Annotated in this window: 14 protein-coding genes; 5 read left to right on the forward strand and 9 right to left on the reverse strand. The window is 61.4% G+C overall.

What is annotated here, in order from left to right:
• The first annotated feature begins 38 nt into the window (after window positions 1–38).
• From PPGU16_RS25100 to PPGU16_RS25115, 4 genes are all read left to right on the forward strand, one after another.
• A complete protein-coding gene (locus PPGU16_RS25100; protein WP_180723102.1) occupies window positions 39–2,219 on the forward strand; it encodes a type VI secretion system Vgr family protein in 2,181 nt (726 codons plus the stop codon).
• Between the two features lie 51 nt (window positions 2,220–2,270).
• Window positions 2,271–4,775 carry a M35 family metalloendopeptidase gene (locus PPGU16_RS25105; protein WP_180723103.1) on the forward strand — a complete coding sequence of 835 codons (2,505 nt, stop codon included), beginning with the start codon at window positions 2,271–2,273 and terminating at the stop codon, window positions 4,773–4,775.
• 112 nt (window positions 4,776–4,887) lie between these two features.
• Complete coding sequence (locus PPGU16_RS25110) at window positions 4,888–5,733, forward strand: hypothetical protein (protein ID WP_180723104.1); 846 nt, start codon at window positions 4,888–4,890, stop codon at window positions 5,731–5,733.
• Between the two features lie 57 nt (window positions 5,734–5,790).
• A complete protein-coding gene (locus PPGU16_RS25115) occupies window positions 5,791–6,012 on the forward strand; it encodes a PAAR domain-containing protein (RefSeq protein ID WP_238268721.1) in 222 nt (73 codons plus the stop codon).
• Window positions 6,013–6,048: 36 nt separating this feature from the next.
• Here PPGU16_RS25115 and PPGU16_RS25120 read toward each other — a convergent pair whose 3' ends face one another.
• The 8 genes from PPGU16_RS25120 to PPGU16_RS25155 form a co-directional block, all read right to left on the reverse strand.
• Window positions 6,049–6,873, reverse strand: a complete 825-nt coding sequence (locus tag PPGU16_RS25120; protein ID WP_180723106.1) for a M55 family metallopeptidase — start codon at window positions 6,871–6,873, stop codon at window positions 6,049–6,051.
• A complete protein-coding gene (locus PPGU16_RS25125) occupies window positions 6,870–7,940 on the reverse strand; it encodes a DmpA family aminopeptidase (RefSeq protein WP_180723107.1) in 1,071 nt (356 codons plus the stop codon). Before PPGU16_RS25125 ends, PPGU16_RS25120 begins: the two co-directional genes overlap by 4 nt.
• The gene (gene gsiD / locus PPGU16_RS25130) at window positions 7,937–8,842 is read right to left on the reverse strand and encodes a glutathione ABC transporter permease GsiD (RefSeq protein WP_180723108.1); all 906 of its coding nucleotides are present in this window, start codon (window positions 8,840–8,842) and stop codon (window positions 7,937–7,939) included. The genes PPGU16_RS25125 and gsiD overlap by 4 nt, the downstream gene beginning before the upstream one ends.
• 7 nt (window positions 8,843–8,849) lie before the next feature.
• The gene (gene gsiC / locus PPGU16_RS25135; protein WP_180723109.1) at window positions 8,850–9,770 is read right to left on the reverse strand and encodes a glutathione ABC transporter permease GsiC; all 921 of its coding nucleotides are present in this window, start codon (window positions 9,768–9,770) and stop codon (window positions 8,850–8,852) included.
• 90 nt (window positions 9,771–9,860) lie between these two features.
• Window positions 9,861–11,423 carry a glutathione ABC transporter substrate-binding protein GsiB gene (gsiB, locus tag PPGU16_RS25140; protein WP_180723110.1) on the reverse strand — a complete coding sequence of 521 codons (1,563 nt, stop codon included), beginning with the start codon at window positions 11,421–11,423 and terminating at the stop codon, window positions 9,861–9,863.
• A gap of 88 nt (window positions 11,424–11,511) precedes the next feature.
• Entirely contained in the window at window positions 11,512–13,434 is a 1,923-nt protein-coding gene (locus PPGU16_RS25145) for a dipeptide ABC transporter ATP-binding protein (protein WP_180723111.1), read from the reverse strand.
• Between the two features lie 35 nt (window positions 13,435–13,469).
• Window positions 13,470–14,465 carry an isoaspartyl peptidase/L-asparaginase family protein gene (locus PPGU16_RS25150; protein WP_180723112.1) on the reverse strand — a complete coding sequence of 332 codons (996 nt, stop codon included), beginning with the start codon at window positions 14,463–14,465 and terminating at the stop codon, window positions 13,470–13,472.
• Window positions 14,462–15,415 carry a MurR/RpiR family transcriptional regulator gene (locus PPGU16_RS25155; RefSeq protein WP_180723113.1) on the reverse strand — a complete coding sequence of 318 codons (954 nt, stop codon included), beginning with the start codon at window positions 15,413–15,415 and terminating at the stop codon, window positions 14,462–14,464. The genes PPGU16_RS25150 and PPGU16_RS25155 overlap by 4 nt, the downstream gene beginning before the upstream one ends.
• A gap of 440 nt (window positions 15,416–15,855) precedes the next feature.
• Between PPGU16_RS25155 and PPGU16_RS25160 the strand changes: the two genes are divergently transcribed.
• Window positions 15,856–16,710 carry an IclR family transcriptional regulator gene (locus PPGU16_RS25160; protein ID WP_434064425.1) on the forward strand — a complete coding sequence of 285 codons (855 nt, stop codon included), beginning with the start codon at window positions 15,856–15,858 and terminating at the stop codon, window positions 16,708–16,710.
• 111 nt (window positions 16,711–16,821) lie between these two features.
• On the opposite strand, the gene PPGU16_RS25165 is transcribed toward PPGU16_RS25160, so the two are convergent.
• Window positions 16,822–17,895 (reverse strand): porin, encoded by a 1,074-nt coding sequence (locus PPGU16_RS25165; RefSeq protein ID WP_180723115.1) that lies wholly within the window; start codon window positions 17,893–17,895, stop codon window positions 16,822–16,824.
• Between the last annotated feature and the right edge of the window lie 319 nt (window positions 17,896–18,214).

Genomic DNA, 18,214 nt, shown 5'->3' on the forward strand with positions numbered 1-18,214 from the left:
GCTAGTCTGCGCTCCGCTCGGCCGGGAGTCCGCCCCGCATGCTGAACTTTCTGACTGCCCGCACGCTGAGCGTCAGCGGCCCTGCGCTGCCGCAGTTTCCCGACGGTTCACCCGTCCTTCAACTGGCAGCACTTCGCGGCGAAGAGAAGCTCTCCTCCCTCTACGGTTACGATCTCTTTCTTACGACGCCGCTGGACATGCCGGAAGAGGAAGCCGCGTCGGTCGACCTGAAAGCATTGATCGGCACTGAACTGACGGTGACTATCCAGCTCGACGGCATGGGTGAGTTCGTGGCGGGCGCTACGGGGCTGACAGGTTCCGCGAACATCGGCGCGGGTACGCGTGAGATCAGCGGCATCGTGATGGAAGCGGGGTTCGTGGAGCAGTTGAACCGGCAGTCGCGTTACCGCGTGCTGCTGCAGCCGTGGATCGCGCTGATGGATTTGCGCTTGGACTATCGAATTTTTCAGCGCAAGACCGTGGTGGAAATCCTCGAAGCGGTGTTTGGCAACTATCTCTACTCGTACGACTTGCGCCTGAGCGGCACGTATCCGGTGCTCGACTTTCAGGTCCAGTATGGCGAAACGGATTTTCATTTCGTTCAACGCCTGATGGCCGAGCACGGCATCTATTGGTTTGTCGAGCACTCGAATACATTCCACCGGATGGTGCTGGTGGATCATCTGGGTGCGCATAAAACGGTTGAGAGTGCCGCCTACCAGACGCTGTGGTATTACCCGCCTGGTCACAAGATCGACCGTGAATACATCGGCCGGTTCAACACCTCTGACCGCCTGCAGACGGGCATCTGGACCACGAACGACTTCGACTTCAAGAAGCCAAAGGCGCAACTGCAGGCGCAGAACGAGCTGGCTCAGGACACCGCGCACAACCAGCTCGAACGCTATGAATGGCCGGGTGATTACACCGATCGCGAACACGGCGAGCAGTTCGCGCGGGTGCGCATGGAGGAACTGTACGCGCAGGGCGAGGTGGCCTCGGGCGGCGGCAATGTGCGCAGTATCGTGTGCGGCACGACCTTCACTCTTGCTGGCCATCCGCAGGCGGGTGCCAACCGCGAATACCTGGTGTTACGCGCGACGCTCGAGGCCGAGGAAGTCGCCGAGGTGACGGGCAGCGGCGCGCAATACCGCATCAGGACGGAGTTCGCCGTGCAGCCGGCAACGACCGTCTTCCGTCCATCGCGCGAGCATTATCCGAAGCCGCGCACCACCGGTCCGCAAACGGCGATCGTGACGGGCGCGCCCGGCAGCGAAATCTGGACCGATCAGTACGGGCGCGTGAAGCTCGCCTTCCACTGGGATCGCCACGGCCCGAAGGACCACAACTCGTCATGCTGGGTGCGCGTGTCGTATCCGTGGGCGGGCAGCAACTTCGGCGGCATCCATATTCCACGCGTGGGCACGGAAGTGATCGTGGACTTTGTCAACGGCGACCCGGATCTGCCCATCGTGACCGGACGCGTCTATAACGCGATGACGATGCCGCCGTGGGATCTGCCCGGCAACGCGACGCAAAGTGGCATCCTCACGCGCTCGTCGAAGGATGGCGGCTACGGGAACGCCAACGCGATCCGCTTCGAGGACAAGAAGGGCGCGGAAGAGTTGTGGCTGCAGGCCGAGAAAGACATGCGCACTGAGGTCGAGAATGACGAGTCGCACGCGGTCCGGCACGACCGGATAAAGACTGTTGAGAACGACGAAAACACAACGATTGGTCACGACCGTTCAGAGACGGTCGGCAACAACGAGCAGGTGAAGATTGGTCATGACCGGCATCACCGTATCGACCACGACGCGTTTCTGGAGATTGGCCGGAATCATACCCTGCACATCGCCAAGGACCGTATCGAGGAGATCGGCAATCATCGCAAGGATCGTATTACCGCAAACCATCTGGTCGATATCAAGGGGCATGCGGAGCATACCGTGCAAGGCCATTATCAGCTGCAGGCCGGGCAGGCCCTCGATCTGAGCAGCAAGGTACTTACGTTGATGGCAGGCGACGTGGCGAAGATCCAGGGGCCGGCAGGAACGATCACGCTCGACGGCAATGGCATCACCTTGGAGGCGGTCAGGATCGTCCTGAAGGGACCCGTGCAGTCGACAACCGGATGGGTAAAGAACGCACTTGAAATGCGCTCCGACGTGCGTGACGGGTCGACTTTCGATCCCGAGACCTTTCCGTTTTCCGGTTGAGCAATCCGCCAGTCCAGCACTTCACGACGCTGAGTTGAACAACATAGAACAATGATTGTTACTTTTCCTTTTGAAGACGATCCTTACTACAGCCCTCCGCCTTCTGTCAGCTATGCAGCGTCGAACGGGGCGGCACTGACCACGCCCGCGCTCGTCAAGAAGTATCTGGATCAGGCACGAGGGTTGTCCGGCGGCGTATTTCCTGTCGGGATAAACCGCTTCTGGCATGGCGGTGTACATCTCAAGTCGACGAAGCCTGTGCGGGCGGTTGCCGCGGGCGTGATCGTCGCCTATCGGCTGGACAGTGACTACACCCACAGTTCGTTAGACATGAAGGTCAAAGAGAATGCAAAGCCTGCGCCGAGGCGGTCGGCCTATCGGCAGATCAGTGGCAGCTTTGTACTGATCCGTCACGAGCTTGAAAAGAATAACGGCGCCAATCCGACAAACCGCTATACCGGCGCGCACTTTTATTCGCTATACGCGAATCTGATGCCCTTATCGTCAATGAAGGACAAGAGACTTTTGCCGCCTTTTCTCGCAACGGGCGAGAGCTTTTTGCCAGTGAGTGCCTTGCGAGGCGACCTGGTTACGATTCTGGCTCTCAACAATGATCCACACCGGATGTCGAGAATACGTGTTACGGACGTCAACACGGGCGGTACGGTCGAGGGCTGGATCGAACATCTTTACCTGGACCTTGATCCTGCCGTGCCGCTTGCTGTTTCAGCAAAAGTACGGCTTGGCTATCCGATCGGTGCGCTGTACGGGAACCATCCGACGGAGAAAATGTGGCGCACGCTCGATGCGGTGAAGACAGTTAGCCATCCTGTGCGTGCAGGCGAGGTCATCGGTTATGCGGGCATGACCGATGGCCAGCTCGGGGTGATCGCCGACAGCTTCCACCTCGAGATATTTACTGCCGACAACGCGTTGGTTAAGCCGATGAAGGCGCTTGAGCCGCTTAACATAGTCAACCCCAGCCTGGCGCATCAGGACTACGCGGATGGTGGTAAGAGCGATGGCGCGGGGAAGGTGTGGTTGACGAGGATTGCGCAGCTCATGAAGCGTCCGCCCTTCGGAGTCTCAGCATTGACGAGCAGTGACGTTATAGGAGTTTCTGCCGGATCGTGTTTTGCATCAGCGATTCCTTGCAGGGTAGATGGAAAACCCGGAACTAGCGCGTTAGAGCTTCGTTGTTTCAAACTATTCGATTTATCTGGGGTCGCTTGGTATGCCTATTCGTCCCAAGCTCTTGCAGCCGCTGACGGCCGAAGTTTCGCCAACGATGCATGGATCTCGCTGACTACCGATAGCGACTGGATGAGTAGTGGCTGGCTGGCATACGACGACAGGGATCTGAACACAACCGATGATGCCTTCGTCGAGGACGACGACGCGGTGATGCAGCAGATACTCGGTGCGGCTTGCAAGCTGCCAGCAGCGTTAAACCTGAACGATCTGCATAGTGCGGGCGTAGATGCAATCCTACGCCGTACGGCAGTGCGTTTTCACACCGAGTGGGATAAGGACCACAACGCGACGCGCTACCAGAAGCTGAAAACTGGCGCGCATCCGCCACTTCCACAATTGACCGATGAGCAGTTTAACGCGTTCCTTGATGACGTAGGACGCCAGCAGTTCTGGACCGAAGCTCAGGTAAAGAAGGATGGTGTGACCAGTCCATCCCTGACTCCGCGGGCGCAACCGATGGATGCGAAGAACTGGCACTTTCATCCGCTCGGCTTCCTTGCGCAGATGCGCGAATGCTTGACGACGGATGTGCATCTCTCAGAAGAAGCATTCGAACAGGAAATCCTGCGAAGCTGGAATACGGGCCTGAAGCTGATCGAAAAGCGCCTGGCGCAGCTTGAGCCCTGGAAGGAAGCCACGGCTACCTTGCCGTCTCCCCCGGCGCCAACGCCCGTAGTCGCCCGTGAGTATGCGACAACGCACGACATTCACAATATCGGTCACGTAACGTTCTGGGAAAACTTCATCTACTGGTTCGGCGTGGATCCCAACGCAATTGCCGCGCCCGAAACGCTTCACGGGACGCTCGCAGCCGCGCCTGCCGGTCACCATGTCTATCTATATATGAAAGGCATGAGGAACTTTTTCCGGCACATTTCACTGCAGCGTGTCATCAAGGGTGCAGTGGGCTTTGAGGCAGGCGCGTGGGTACACCCCGCTTCGTACCCAGTGCGGCCGCTGCAACCTGCACAAGCCGGTTTTCAGATGGAGTACGCCAATATCGGGTGCCAGTACGGACTGTTTTTCCGCCCGTTCAGTAAGAATGATCCTGTCGACCAGAACCGGATGGAGGTCCAACTGCATGAGGTCGCACATTTGCAAAACACTGCGCATGCAAAAGACCAGATTATCGCGCTGCCTGCCGCAACAAGCGATCCAAAGGACTTCAATGGCCGCACTGCCTACGGCGCACGCGCGGCAAGAGTGCTGGCTGAATTCTCCCCGAATTGGGCACTTGCCAATGCCGAGAGTATTGCTTTCTTTATCGAGAGTGCAAAAGATGAACCAGAACTTGACGCGTAGTCGGCGACCTATTCGATGGGTGGTCGCCGTATGGAGTATCGTGACCTTTACAGCCTGTTCGACAATTGAAACACAGTCGTCGTCCACAAAAATCAGTAGCGGGATTGTCACCATGAACAGCAACCAGTCTTCCGGCAGCGCCAACCAGACAGGTATTCCTGACAACCGTATCAACTGGGTGAAAAATCCCCTCATTACTCTGATCAAGTTTATCGATTGGGCCATGGGGAACGACGACACAATGATACGGTACAGCCTTACCTTTATAAATCCGACGAGTTCGGACGTCGAAGCTACTGGTAGCCCAACACCGGACGGGCCGCATGAGCGAATTTATTCGGAAGGGAAACAGATAGAGCCGCGAATCTCTCGCAAAGATGACGGCATTATGGCAATCAAAGCGGCACCGCGTGACGACGAAACAATGAAGTATCGATATGCGATCCATCCAAAACGGCAGGTTGATGGTGGAATCCCTGCGGAACTCCTCATCGAGAACAGCCAGTTCCTTCCCGGCACCCATATCTACGAAATGGTCTACTGGCAGAGCCAGCTTGACTGGATCGCCGTACGCGAAGTCCTTGATCGAACCGATGCGCAGGGCAAGGGCCGCATGCGCTATCCGATTACCGACAATGCTCCATCGAACCGCCTGTACTTCAAGGTCTATAAACCCACAGAGGAAGAAGCCGCGAAAGGTCGAAAGATCGAATTCCTCGGTGAAGTGGATGCCCGGACTCAGGTGCCAGCGTTTCCTTTTGCCCGCCCCGGCGACTTCTCACCACGAACGGGGTACTGGCAGGCGGTAGGCCAGACCATTGACATGATCGGGGGATATCACGAAGCCTTTGTGAAGGAGGGCGACCAGATGCCGAACCTGCCGGGCAATATTGGCGTAGACCCGTTCAGTTTCCAGTGGAAGTATGCCGGCGAGCAGCCGAAGGCTTCGGCACGATAAGCGCTTCGACAGTGAAGGACTTTTATGCGCCCAGTGGTTCTGGTTGGACATCAACACATGTGTCCCATTCACGGTCCCGGCATCGTGACTACGGGTACCAGCGGCGTGCTTGTCGGTGGTCGTGCCGTCGCACGGGTCGGTGACAAGACCAGTTGCGGAGCGGTAATCGTGTCGGGATCGTCATCGGTATTCGATGGTTCGGGCGTTGCGCGAATGGGCGACTCGACAAGTCACGGCGGCACGCTTATCGAAGGCGATAGCGGTTGGCTTTTAGACTGACTGCTACTAGCGAACTTCAAAAGTCCAAGGAAGTTCTCAGCGCAACATGAACGACATCGCCGACAGACAATTCAGCGTGCGCACCGCATGCTCGACAGAGGGTGTAGAAAACCGCAGCGTCACGCCGTCCACGCGTTCCAGCGACGGCATCTGCGCAAACAGATCGGCGAGCGCAGTCGTTTGCACGCGCAATTCGATATCGACAGGCTGACGCGTAACGCGTTGCGCAACGGCTCGCCCCTCGAACTTCGTGACAACTTCCCGTGCTGCTTCTCTGATCGCAGCACACGCACGCTCCGGCGTCTGCGTCACACCGCTTCCAAAACCCGTCGCGTTCTTGGTAACTACGAACGTCGCATCGCGAAACACGGGATTCGTCTCATCGGCAAACACGTCATCGCCCGAAAGCAGCACGACGCTCGCGCCATATTCACGAGCCAACGCGCCATAAATCCCGGCTTCGCCCACCTCGCGCCCATTCATCGTCACGCGGGTAAAAGCGAAGCTGTTGATCGTATGCGCAAGAATGCCGCGGCTTTGCGCCATCGCGTGATAGCCGATCATGAATACGAGTTGCGGCCCGTATTCGAGGCCCGCCATCATGCCGAGCGTGCGCGGCTTGCCGAGTATCACGTTGGCGCGCGCATCGAGCATGTCGGGCAGCAGATTGCGAAAGCCGCCGTGCGAGTCGTTGACCCAGACGTCCGTAGCACCGCCCGCGAATGCACCTTCGATCGCTGCATTCGCTTCCAGCGTCATCCAGCGGCGCGCGCGTTCGTATTCGCCATTGCCCGCGCGCGTCTGCTCGGTACTCACGACGCCTGCCACGCCTTCGATATCGACGGAAATCAGTGCTTTCATGTTGTGTGCCGCTTCAACAGTTGTTCGAGATCGGGCGCCGCTTCACGCAGCGAAAGACGTGTGTGCGCGTCGCGCCCGGTGACGGAGGTGGCGGACCACAATGCATCGATGATTGCCTGCTCGACGCTATCCGCGCATGCGTGAAACAACGGATCGAGACGCGTGTCGCTGAGCAACGGCGGCGTTGCGATGAAATCGGCCTCATGCGGAACAGTCCACGCCGTCGAGAACGCGAGCGCGATATCGCCACTGCCGTGTCCATACACCGAACCTGTGCGCGCGAGGCCCGCGGCGGCGCGCATTGAAAGGCGCTTGAGTTGGCGCGAATCGAGAGGCGCATCGGTGGCGACGATCATGATGATCGAGCCTTGCTCGGGTTTTGTGGCAGTCGGTTGCGTCGATGTCTGCTTGCGTGCAGACAGTTCACGTCCAATCGGGACGCCATCGATAGTCAGCATCGGCAGCCGCCCGAAGTTCGCGAGCACGAGCGCGCCGACAGTGAAGTCTTGCCTCGCCACATTCACGATGCGCGAAGCCGAGCCCATACCGCCTTTTAGATCGAAACACGACATGCCGCGGCCCGCGCCGACCGAGCCGCGTTCGAACCTGGATGTCGCCGCATCGAGCGCCGCGACGTAGTGCTGGTCTGCAACGGCAAGCGCCTGAATATCGTTGAGATAACCGTCATTGCATTCGAACACGAGCGGATTGACGGTCGACCACTCGCGCCCAATCTGCGGACTGCTCGCAACGGCGGCGCGGATCTGCGCCTGCGCGACAGCCGCGACACCAAACGTATTGGTCAACGCGATCGGCGTTTCGAGCACGCCGAGTTCTTCGACCTGCACGAGTCCGATGCTCTTGCCGAAACCGTTTATCACGCTCGCAGCAGCAGGCACCTTGTGACGGTACGGATCGTCGCGATGGGCCCGGACTACGGTCACGCCTGTCTGTATCGGCCCATCAGCGAGCGTGCAATGCCCAACCGTCACGCCAGCCACATCGCCGATCGTGCCCAACACGCCTGCAGGCAACACGCCGACATGCGGCATCGACAGCATGTTCATGGCCGATCCAGCTTAGGATCGAGCGCGTCGCGCAAGCCATCGCCGAGCAGGTTGAACGCGAGCACAGTCAGGAAGATGGCGAGGCTCGGAAACAGCGCGATATGCGGCGCCGTCACCATATCGGCGCGTGCCTCGTTGAGCATCGCGCCCCACTCGGGCGTCGGCGGCTGCGCGCCCAAGCCGAGAAACGACAGGCTCGCCGCCGTGATGATCGACGTGCCGATGCGCATCGTCAGATACACGACCACCGACGAAATCGTGCCCGGCAGAATGTGTCGCATGATGATGGTCCAGTCCGACGCACCGATGCTTCGTGCCGCTTCGATATACGTCAGCTGCTTGAGCATCAGCGTATTGCCGCGCACGAGCCGCGCGAACGCGGGAATGCTGAACACGGCGACGGCTGCGATCACGTTGATCATGCCGTTGCCGAGAATCGCAACGATGCCGATGGCGAGCAGAATGCCCGGGAACGCGAACAGCACGTCGGCGACGCGCATCGTGATGCGGTCCCACCAGCCTTCGTAGTAGCCCGCGAGCAAACCGAAGAACGTGCCGACGACCGCACCGATCGCCACCGACACGAAGCCCGCCGCAAGCGAAATGCGCGTGCCCGCGACGATGCGGCTGAAGATATCGCGGCCCAGCGAATCGACGCCGAACCAGTGCGCAGCCGACGGTCCCGCATTCAACGCGTCGTAGTCGAAATAGTTTTCAGGGTCGTACGGAACGATATACGGGCCCACGATCGAAACGACGATGAGCACCAGCACGAACAGGCCCGCCGCGAGGGCGACGTGCTGCTTGCGGAACTTGCGCCAGAACTCGCTCCATGGCGTGCGGATCGCGCGTTCGTCGCGGGTGGACGAGACGGTGCGGGTGTTGTCGGCGGTCGTGCTCATGCGGGCCTCACTTGAAACGGATGGTCGGATTGATGACGGCATACAGCACGTCGACAATCAGATTGATGACGATGAATTCCAGCGAGAACAGCAGCACTTCCGCCTGAATCACGGGGTAATCGCGCATCGCGACGGCGTCGACCAGCAGGCGTCCCATGCCCGGCCAGTTGAACACCACTTCGACGACGATCGAGCCGCCGAGCAGAAAGCCGAACTGCAGGCCCATCATCGTGACGACGGGAATCATCGCGTTGCGCAGGCAGTGCTTGATGACGACCCATTGCTCGGCGACGCCTTTCGCGCGCGCGGTGCGCACGAAGTCCTCGTTCAGCACCTCGACGAACGATGCCCGCGTGAAGCGCGCCATCACGGCTGCGACAGCCGCGCCGAGCGTGATGGACGGCAGCACGTAGCTGCGCCACGAGCCGTCGCCGACGATCGGCAGCCAGCCGAGCTTCACCGAGAACACTTCCATCAGCAGCATGCCGAGCGCGAAGGCGGGAAACGAAATGCCCGACACCGCGATAGTCATGCCGAGCCGGTCGGGCCACTTGTTGCGCCACACGGCCGACACGATGCCGATCGCCATGCCGAAGATCACCGCCCACACCATGCTGACGAGCGTGAGTAGCAGCGTCGGCATGAAGCGTTCGCCGATCTCCGCAGAGACGGGGCGCTTGCTGCGCGTCGAGATGCCGAAGTCGCCATGCGCGGTGCGCATGAAGAAGTTCACGAACTGCTGCGGCATCGGCTTGTCGAGGCCGAGGTCGGCGCGCACGAGCGCGACGGTCGCATCGTCGGCTTCGGGGCCGGCTGCGAGCCGCGCCGGGTCGCCGGGCAGCATGTGCACGAACAGGAACACGAGGCCGGCGACGATCAGGAGTGTCGGCAGCAGGCCCAGCAGACGTTTGACGAGAAAATTCAGCATGAGAGCGATCCGCTATCGAAAAGCATGGGCTGCATGAAGCGAACGCGCTGGTCTCGAAACGCACGCATCGAGACCAGCGTCATCAGCGCTTTACTTCAGCGCGATTTCATCGAAGTTGAACGAGCCGTCCGGCGCCACGTATGCGCCCGCAAGCCGCTTGCTGCGCGCGTACACGATCTTCTCCTTGACGAGGAAGATCCACGGCGCGTCGGTCCAGATGCGCTTTTGCGCGTCGCCGTAGAGCGCGGCCTTCTGCGTGCGGTCCGTGGTTTCGAGCGCCTTGGTGAGATCGCTGTCGACGGTATCGTTCTTGTAGTACGCGGTGTTCACGAGCTTCGGCGGGACCGACGACGACGCGAGCAGCGGCGTGATGCCCCAGTCCGCTTCGCCCGTCGACGACGACCAGCCGATGTAGTACATGCGCACGGGCGCCGTCGCCGGGTCTTGCGCGCTTTCGACCTTCGCCACGCGCTGGCCCGCTTCGAGCGCTTCGACGCTCGCCTTCACGCCCACCTGCGCCAGTTGCTGCTGCACGAACTGGATCGTCTTCTGCGAAGTCGAGTTGTTGTACGCCGACCAGAGCGTCGTTTCGAAGCCGTTCGGATAGCCAGCTTCCTTCAGCAGCGCGCGTGCTTTCGCGGGGTCGTACGGCCAGGGGCCGAGCTTCGTCGCGTAATCGACGCCTTCGGGAATCACGCCGTCGGCGGGCACGGCGTAGCCCGAGAATGCGACCTTTGCGAGTGCTTCCTTGTTGATCGCGTAGTTCAGCGCTTCACGCACCTTCGGGTTGTCGAACGGCTTCTTCGTCGTGTTCAGGCTCACGTAGCGGTTGATGATCGACGGCGTCGCGATGATGTCGACTTTCGATTCCGATTGCAGCGCGGTGGCCTGTTCGAACGGAATGCGGAACGCGAAGTCTGCTTCGCCCGTGCGCACGAGCGCGGCGCGCGTGTTGTTGTCCACTACGGGCTTCCAGTCGATTTCATCGATCTTCGGATAACCCTTCTTCCAGTAACCATCGAACTTCTTCACAGTCAGATCGCCCGCCGGGTCCCACTTGACGAGTTCGAACGGGCCCGTGCCGACCGGGTGAAACGCGAGGTCCTTGCCGTACTTCTTCATTGCAGCCGGCGAGATCATCACGGCCGACGGATGCGCGAGCACGTTGACGAACGCCGAGAACGGCGCCTTCAGCGTGACTTTCACGGTGTACGGATCGACCACTTCCGTCTTCTCGATGCGGCTGAACATGTTGTAGCGCTTGAGCTTGTTCGCCGGGTCGGTCACGCGGTCGAACGTCGCCTTGACGGCGGCGGCGTTGAAGTCGGTGCCGTCCTGGAACTTCACACCCTGACGCAGCTTGAACGTGTAGACGCGCGCATCCGGGCTGGCTTCGTAGCTCGTCGCGAGCACGTTGACCAGCTTCATGTCCTTGTCGAAGCCGAACAGACCTTGATAGAACGACTTGGACACGGCTTGCGAGAGCGTGTCGTTGGCGTCGTATGGGTCGAGCGTCGTGAACGTCGAGTCGACGGCCATCACGGCCGTGGTTGCCGCGTGCGCAGCGCCCGACGCGAGCATCGCGAACACCAGCGCGCCGCTCGTCACGAGCGAACGCAGGCGCAACGGTTGAGAGAAGAGAAGCGTAGTCATCGTTTCAGAACTCCACTGAGCGAGGGAACTGCCTGTTGTCATGCCGCTGGTCTGCGCGGCTACGGGGTTGTTGCGGGTATTGCTGTGTCTAGTAAGCGCCGCCGATGCGATGCTCGGCGACGAAATGATCGGGGCCCACGGCGACGAGCGGCGCGACGACGGGCTCGTTGTCGAGCGCGCGAATCGGGCTGGGCAGTTCATCGGCGGCGAGCATGCGCTTCGCGTGGCGGCGCGCGGGATCGGCGACGGGCACGGCGCCCATCAGCTTCTTCGTGTACGGATGCTGCGGCGATTCGAACACCGCGCGACGCGGTCCGATCTCGACGATCTGGCCGAGATACATCACCGCGACGCGATGACTGATGCGCTCGACGACGGCCATGTCGTGCGAGATGAACAGATACGCCACACCCAGTTCGCGTTGCAGATCGAGCATCAGATTGACGATCTGCGCCTGCACGGAAACGTCGAGCGCCGACACCGATTCGTCCGCGATGACGACCTTCGGGTTGAGCGCGAGCGCACGCGCAATCGCGATCCGCTGACGCTGGCCGCCCGAGAATTCATGCGGATAGCGGCGCGCGGCGTCGGCGGGCAGGCCGACCTTGTCGAGCAGCCACGCGACGCGCTCCTGCGCTTCCTTGCCGCTCGCGACGTTGTGCACGAGCAGCGGCTCCATGATCGAGAAGCCGACCGTCAGGCGCGGATTGAGGGACGCGAACGGGTCCTGGAAAATGAACTGGATATCGCGGCGCAAAGCTTGCAGCGAAGGGCCTGTGAGCGAACTGATGTCCTTGCCGTCGAACTCGATGCTGCCGCTCTGGCTTTCGACGAGCCTCAGCAACGAGCGCCCCGTGGTCGACTTGCCGCAACCGGATTCGCCGACCAGCGCGAGCGTTTCTCCCGCATGCAGATCGAAGCTGACGCGCTCGACGGCATGCACCCGACCCGTGAGCTTGCCGAACAGACCGCTGCGCACGGGAAAACGCGTAACGAGGTCGCGCACGCGGAGAATCGGCTGTACCTGCTTCGATGCTTCCGATGCCGTGTCGGCTTCGGGAAGCGGCTGCTGCGTACGTTCACCGTCCAGCGCGAGCAGCGAAAACTTCGCGGGTGAGTTCGTGCCTTGCATCGAGCCGAGCTTCGGCACGGCCGCAAGCAGCGCCCTCGTATAAGGATGCACGGGCGAAGCGAACAGCTGCGCCGATTCGCCTTCTTCGACCTTGTCGCCGCGATACATCACCAGCACGCGATCCGCCACTTCGGCGACGACGCCCATGTCGTGCGTGATGAAGATCACGCCCATGTTCATCTCGTCTTGCAAGCCGCGAATCAGTTGGAGGATCTGCGCCTGGATCGTCACGTCGAGCGCAGTGGTCGGTTCGTCGGCGATCAGCAGCGACGGCTTGCACGACAGCGCCATGGCGATCATCACGCGCTGCCGCATGCCGCCCGACAACTGGTGCGGATAGCGCGCGGCCACGCGGCGCGCTTCGGGAATGCGCACGAGATCGAGCAGACGCAGCGTTTCAGCATGCGCCTGGCTGCGGTTCATGTTCTGATGCAGCGCAATTGCTTCGCCGATCTGATCGCCGACCGTGAAGACGGGATTGAGCGACGTCATCGGTTCCTGGAAGATCATCGCGATGTCTGCGCCGCGAACGGAACGCATGGTGGATTGCGATGCCCGCGCAAGATCGAGCACGCTGCCGTTGCGCCGGCGAAACGCGATGCTGCCGTTCGCAACGCTTCCGCCGCCGTGTTCGACGAGGCGCATCAACGCAAGCGACGTCACCGATTTACCCGAGCCCGATTCGCCGACGATGGCAAGCGTCTCGCCGCGATCGACGGAAAGCGACAGGTCGCGTACCGCGTTGAACGTGGTCTCGCCGCGACGGAACGCGACCGTGAGGCGATCGATATCGACGACGCGTTGCGGCGGCAGGCTGTCGAGCGGGCGTGGCTGGTGCGGCGTATTCGGCGTGTTCGGCACGATGATGTCTCCCGGCATCTGAAACAGGGGATGGCGTAAGCGTGGCGGGCGGGCTAGCGATAGATCGCCGTGACGGGCGCTTCGCCAACGCGCGCATAGCCGCGGTACATGCCTTCGGTATTGAAGGGCAGCACGACGTTGCCGTGCGCGTCGACGGCGATCAGGCCGCCGCGTCCGTCGATGCGCGGCAAGCGGTTCATCACGACATCGTTTGCCGCTTCGTCGAGCGACACGCCGCGATACGCCATCTGCGCGGCGACGTCGTAGGCGGCGACCATGCGCATGAACATTTCGCCCGAGCCCGTGGTCGAGACGGCGCAGGTTGCGTCGTCGGCATAGCAGCCCGCGCCGATCAGCGGCGCATCGCCGACGCGGCCCAACTGCTTGTTCGTGATGCCGCCCGTCGAGGTCGCGGCCGCGACGTGGCCGTATAGATCGACGGCGACTGCGCCGACCGTGCCGAATTTTTTGTTCGGATCGATGGGCTCGTGGGGCAGGGCTTCTTTATTGGCGGACGCTGCTTCCTGCGCGGCAAGCGCTGCGCCGTCGTGGTCGAGCATCGCGCGTTGCTGCTCGCGTGCCAGTTGCCATTGGCGATAGCGTGCGTCCGTGTGGAAGTACGACGGATCGACGAATTCCAGACCCTGCGCCTGCGCGAATGCTTCGGCGCCTTCGGCCGTGAACATCACGTGCTCGCTGTATTCGAGCACGTGGCGCGCGGCGACGATGGGGTTGCGCACGCGCTTCACGCACGACACGGCGCCTGCTTCGAGCGTGCGGCCGTCCATGATCGACGCATCGAGTTCATGCGTGCCCGCCGACGTGAAAACCGAACCATGCCCTGCGTTGAACAGCGGACAGTCTTCGAGCAGCCGCACGGCTTGCGTGACGGCGTCGAGCGCGCTGCCGCCATCGGCGAGCACGCGTTGCGCGGCGACGAGCACGGCGCGCAATTCGGCGTGATAGCGGGCTTCCGCATCGGGGGCCATCGACGCGCGCACGATCGTGCCTGCGCCGCCATGAATCGCGATTACCGCTTTGGTGTTCATTTCTTCTTCTTTGCCTGGTTGGAGGTGGGCCGCGTGGCGGACTTCGAATGAGCTTGCAGCGCCGACGTGTCGGTGAGCCACGGCAACACGAACTCGGTCATGTTGGCGGCCGCCTGCGCGGAGCGCTTCGCGCGGAACGCGACGGCGTCGCACAGCGCTTCGATCACCGCGAGCACGGTCGCTTCCGATGTCGCGGCAAGACGCCGCTCGGCGCGGATGAAGAGCGAGCGCGTGGCGATCGTGGCGAGTGGCGAGGTCGGACCGTCGGTCAGCGCGAGCACGTCGGCGCCGAGGCTGGCGGCGCGGCGCGCGAGCTCGATCGTGTCGTCGACATAGCGCGGGAACGCGATGGCGATCACGAGGTCACCCTTGCCCGCGTTGAACAGGCGGCGCGCCGCGTGCGTCGGTCCGCCGATCAGGGCGAGCGACTGCACGTTGTCGTGATACGGCAGCAGGTTGTGCTCCATCAGGCTCGCGAGAAACGCGCTCGCGCCGGAGCCGAGGATGAACACGCGGCGCGCGGCGATGATCGCTTCGACGGCGGCCTCGGCGGCTGTTCCGTCGATCGTGCTGCGCGTCGTGCCGAGATTGGTGGCGGCCTGTTCGAGCGACGCGCTGAACAGTTCGTCGCCGTTCGTCTGCGATTCCTGCGCGGTGCGCAGGCGCTCGACAGGGGCGAGCGTCGCTTCGAAGCCGCGCACGAGCGCTTCGCGAAACGCCGGATAGCCGTCGAAGCCGAGCGCGCGCGCAAAGCGGTTCGCCGTCGCGATGGACGCACCGACGGCGGTGGCCAGTTCGTCGATGCGCATGGTCGCGGCCCGGAACTGGTTGGCCAGCACGAACTCGCCCATGCGCCGGTGAACGGGCGTGAGGATCGGCATCGCAGCCGTGATGCGGGCGGCGATGGCAGGCTCGGCGGCGGTGGGTGGATTCTGACGTTGGCGGACCATGATGTCGGAGCGGGTCTGTCGGGCTGGCTGGAATGAAAGTGAATTTACATGAAAATTATCTTGTGAAAATATATTTTCGCTCGCCTAGGGTTTTTGCTGAGCAGGCGGGAAACAGGTTTGGTGGGTTTGGTGCGAGTCGGACAGCAGGAACAAGCGCGAAAGATCGATCGGCTTTGATCACGATCAATGGATTCTGTCGAGATCGCACAAGGACACGGAAAAAGTTCGGAAGCATTTATCGGATTCCGAACAGTCACTGCAATGGCATGAGAACGGTGCGTGCATGGAAGGCAACGCCGTCCCACCCACCCCTTCGCGCTATCATCTCAATCTTCCACGGTTCAACGACATAGCCGGACATGGCAAGAGAAAACACGACAGGAGTGGGACACCGGGCTGCCGGAACGCAGGCGGCGCGCGCACCGGCTGACGAGGACACGATGCGCAGCACGGATCCAGCGGAATCCGCCGAAGAAGAATCCGGCGGCGGCTCGACCTATCTCGTCCCCGGCCTCGAGCGCGGCTTGCGCATTCTTGCTGAGTTCTCGGCACGCGAACCCGTGCTCGGCGCGCCCGAGCTATCCAAGCGCATCGGCATTCCACGTACGACCACGTTCCGTCTGCTGCAAACACTCGAAGCGCTCGGTTTTCTCGAACGCGCGAATGGCGACCGGCATTTTCGTCTTGGCGTCGCGGTGCTGCGCCTCGGCTTCGAGTATCTGAGCTCGCTGGAACTGACCGACTTCGGCACGCCGATTCTCGAGCGGTTGCGCGATCAGACCGGCTTGAGCACCCATCTGCTGATACGCGACGAGCGCGATGTCGTGTTCGTCGCGAAGGCGCAGACGCACGATCCGATGTTCAGTTCAGTGAAGGTCCACGTCGGCACGCGGTTGCCCGCGCACGCGACCGTCCACGGCCAGGTGCTGATGGGCGATCTCTCGCTGATGCAGCTGCGTCAGCTTTATCCCGAGCAGCAGCTCGAACGCTTCACCGACCGCACGCCCGCCACCGTCGACGAACTGTACGAGCGCATTCGAGAAACGGCCGCGCAAGGCTATGCGATCAGCGAGGCATCGTTCGAGCGCGGGATATCCGTGGTCAGCGCGCCCGTGCGCGATCAGACGGGCAAGATCGTCGCGGCGATGACGACGACAGTGCCGCGTTCCGATATCGGTGACGATGAACGCGGGCCGCTCGTCGCAAAGGTGTGCGGCGCGGCGCTCGATCTGTCGGCGCGTCTGAACTATCGCCCGTCGGCCGACGATCCAACGCTCGCGCAAACGCGTCGCTAGGCAGGGTCTTGCGCTCGCGTCGCAAATAGTGCGGCAGAAAAACGAAAACAGGCGGCCTCGATAGGCCGCCTGTCTCATTTCGAGGCCTTAAAAAAGGCCTCAAACCATCGCTCAGAACGAGTGATGAATGCCTGTCAGCACGATTGCCTGGTTGCGGCCGCCCGACACGCCCGCTGTGAAAAACGCGGCGTTCGCGTTCTCGTTCGCGTGCTCGTAGAGCACATTCACATAGACCTGCGTGCGCTTGGACAGCGCATAGATATCGCCGATTTCGAACTGCGTCCAGCGACGACCCGACAGCGTCGTCGTCGCGGCGCCGCCCGCGAGCGTGTTGGCCGGCGTGAACTGATAGTTCGCGCCCGCGTCCCAGCTCTGATACGTGTCCGAGAATCCGTTCGACTGCAACTTCACGCGCGTGTACAGCGCGTGCACGAGCAGCTTGCCGAGCTGATACGACAGACCAGCGCCCATATTCTCGACCTTGTCGGCGGAATAGGTGGCGGCCGGCACGCCCTGGAACGTGTTGATGCCCGTGGTGACGATCGAAGGCGTGCGGTTGTGCTCGTTCGAATACACGGCGGCCGCCTTGAACGGGCCGTTCGCGTAGTTCACGCCGAAGCTCATCGTCTTGCCCGTCGAGAAGTTCGTCGTGTTGCCGAGGCCCATCATCGCGCCGACCGTGAAGCCCGCGTAGCTGGCTGACTTGAACTTCACCGAGTTGTCGAACGGTACGACGCCCGTATCAGCCAGTTCGTCGATGTTGCCCGGGTGGAACGCAAACCAGCTCGCCGCGAGGTAAGCGGTGCTGAGCGGGCCGAGCATGTCGAAGTTGAACGGCGTCTGATGGCCGAGCGTGATCTGCCCGAACTGGTCGGAACTGATGCCCACATAAGCCTGCCGGTTGAACAGCGTGCCCGCTTTCGCGAAGTTGCCGGTGTTCGTATAAAAGCCGTTTTCCAGCTGGAAGATCGTGTGCAGACCGCCGCCCAGATCTTCGACGCCGCGCAGACCCCAGCGGTCCGGCTGCATGTTGCCTTGTTCTTCCATCCACTTCGTATGTCCGCCGACGTTGCTCACGTAAGCAATGCCGGCATCGAGGCTGCCGTACAGCGTGACGCTGCTTTGCGCCCATGCCGTCGATGTCACCACAAGTCCTGCCGCGCCGGCAGCGATGATGCGTTTCACCCTTGGTACTCCTGATCGTGTAGTCGAGAGCCGGACATGCCGGTTTCTCTTCCTTTGCCTGTCATCTCTCTGGATGGCCTTCTGGTCGCCTGCTACGTCGGCTATCCGCTTTACGTTCCACCTATGGGCATGTGTATCGCCTATGGAAAGTATAGAGAGTCAAATGAACGAACAAAAAAGTTTTTGCGATGGTGAAAACCCTCATTCATCAGATCAGTCCAGTGCCGTACGCGCGCGCTCTTTATGCGCAGCAACCCTTTGATTTGGCCCGGTTTACGGCCTTCTTACGTTGCGAAAAAGCTGCTGTCGGTGTTTTCCC

The organism is Paraburkholderia largidicola, assembly GCF_013426895.1.
Lineage (GTDB): Bacteria > Pseudomonadota > Gammaproteobacteria > Burkholderiales > Burkholderiaceae > Paraburkholderia > Paraburkholderia largidicola.

Excerpts from the sequence above, each read along its gene's own strand:
- PPGU16_RS25145 (WP_180723111.1), bottom strand. The coding sequence starts at position 13,434 with ATGCCGGGAGACATCATCGTGCCGAACACGCCGAATACGCCGCACCAG.
- gsiC (WP_180723109.1), bottom strand. The coding sequence starts at position 9,770 with ATGCTGAATTTTCTCGTCAAACGTCTGCTGGGCCTGCTGCCGACACTC.
- PPGU16_RS25155 (WP_180723113.1), bottom strand. The coding sequence starts at position 15,415 with ATGGTCCGCCAACGTCAGAATCCACCCACCGCCGCCGAGCCTGCCATC.
- PPGU16_RS25110 (WP_180723104.1), top strand. The coding sequence starts at position 4,888 with ATGAACAGCAACCAGTCTTCCGGCAGCGCCAACCAGACAGGTATTCCT.
- gsiD (WP_180723108.1), bottom strand. The coding sequence starts at position 8,842 with ATGAGCACGACCGCCGACAACACCCGCACCGTCTCGTCCACCCGCGAC.
- PPGU16_RS25120 (WP_180723106.1), bottom strand. The coding sequence starts at position 6,873 with ATGAAAGCACTGATTTCCGTCGATATCGAAGGCGTGGCAGGCGTCGTG.
- PPGU16_RS25125 (WP_180723107.1), bottom strand. The coding sequence starts at position 7,940 with ATGAACATGCTGTCGATGCCGCATGTCGGCGTGTTGCCTGCAGGCGTG.
- PPGU16_RS25150 (WP_180723112.1), bottom strand. The coding sequence starts at position 14,465 with ATGAACACCAAAGCGGTAATCGCGATTCATGGCGGCGCAGGCACGATC.
- PPGU16_RS25100 (WP_180723102.1), top strand. The coding sequence starts at position 39 with ATGCTGAACTTTCTGACTGCCCGCACGCTGAGCGTCAGCGGCCCTGCG.
- gsiB (WP_180723110.1), bottom strand. The coding sequence starts at position 11,423 with ATGACTACGCTTCTCTTCTCTCAACCGTTGCGCCTGCGTTCGCTCGTG.
- PPGU16_RS25160 (WP_434064425.1), top strand. The coding sequence starts at position 15,856 with ATGCGCAGCACGGATCCAGCGGAATCCGCCGAAGAAGAATCCGGCGGC.
- PPGU16_RS25115 (WP_238268721.1), top strand. The coding sequence starts at position 5,791 with ATGTGTCCCATTCACGGTCCCGGCATCGTGACTACGGGTACCAGCGGC.
- PPGU16_RS25105 (WP_180723103.1), top strand. The coding sequence starts at position 2,271 with ATGATTGTTACTTTTCCTTTTGAAGACGATCCTTACTACAGCCCTCCG.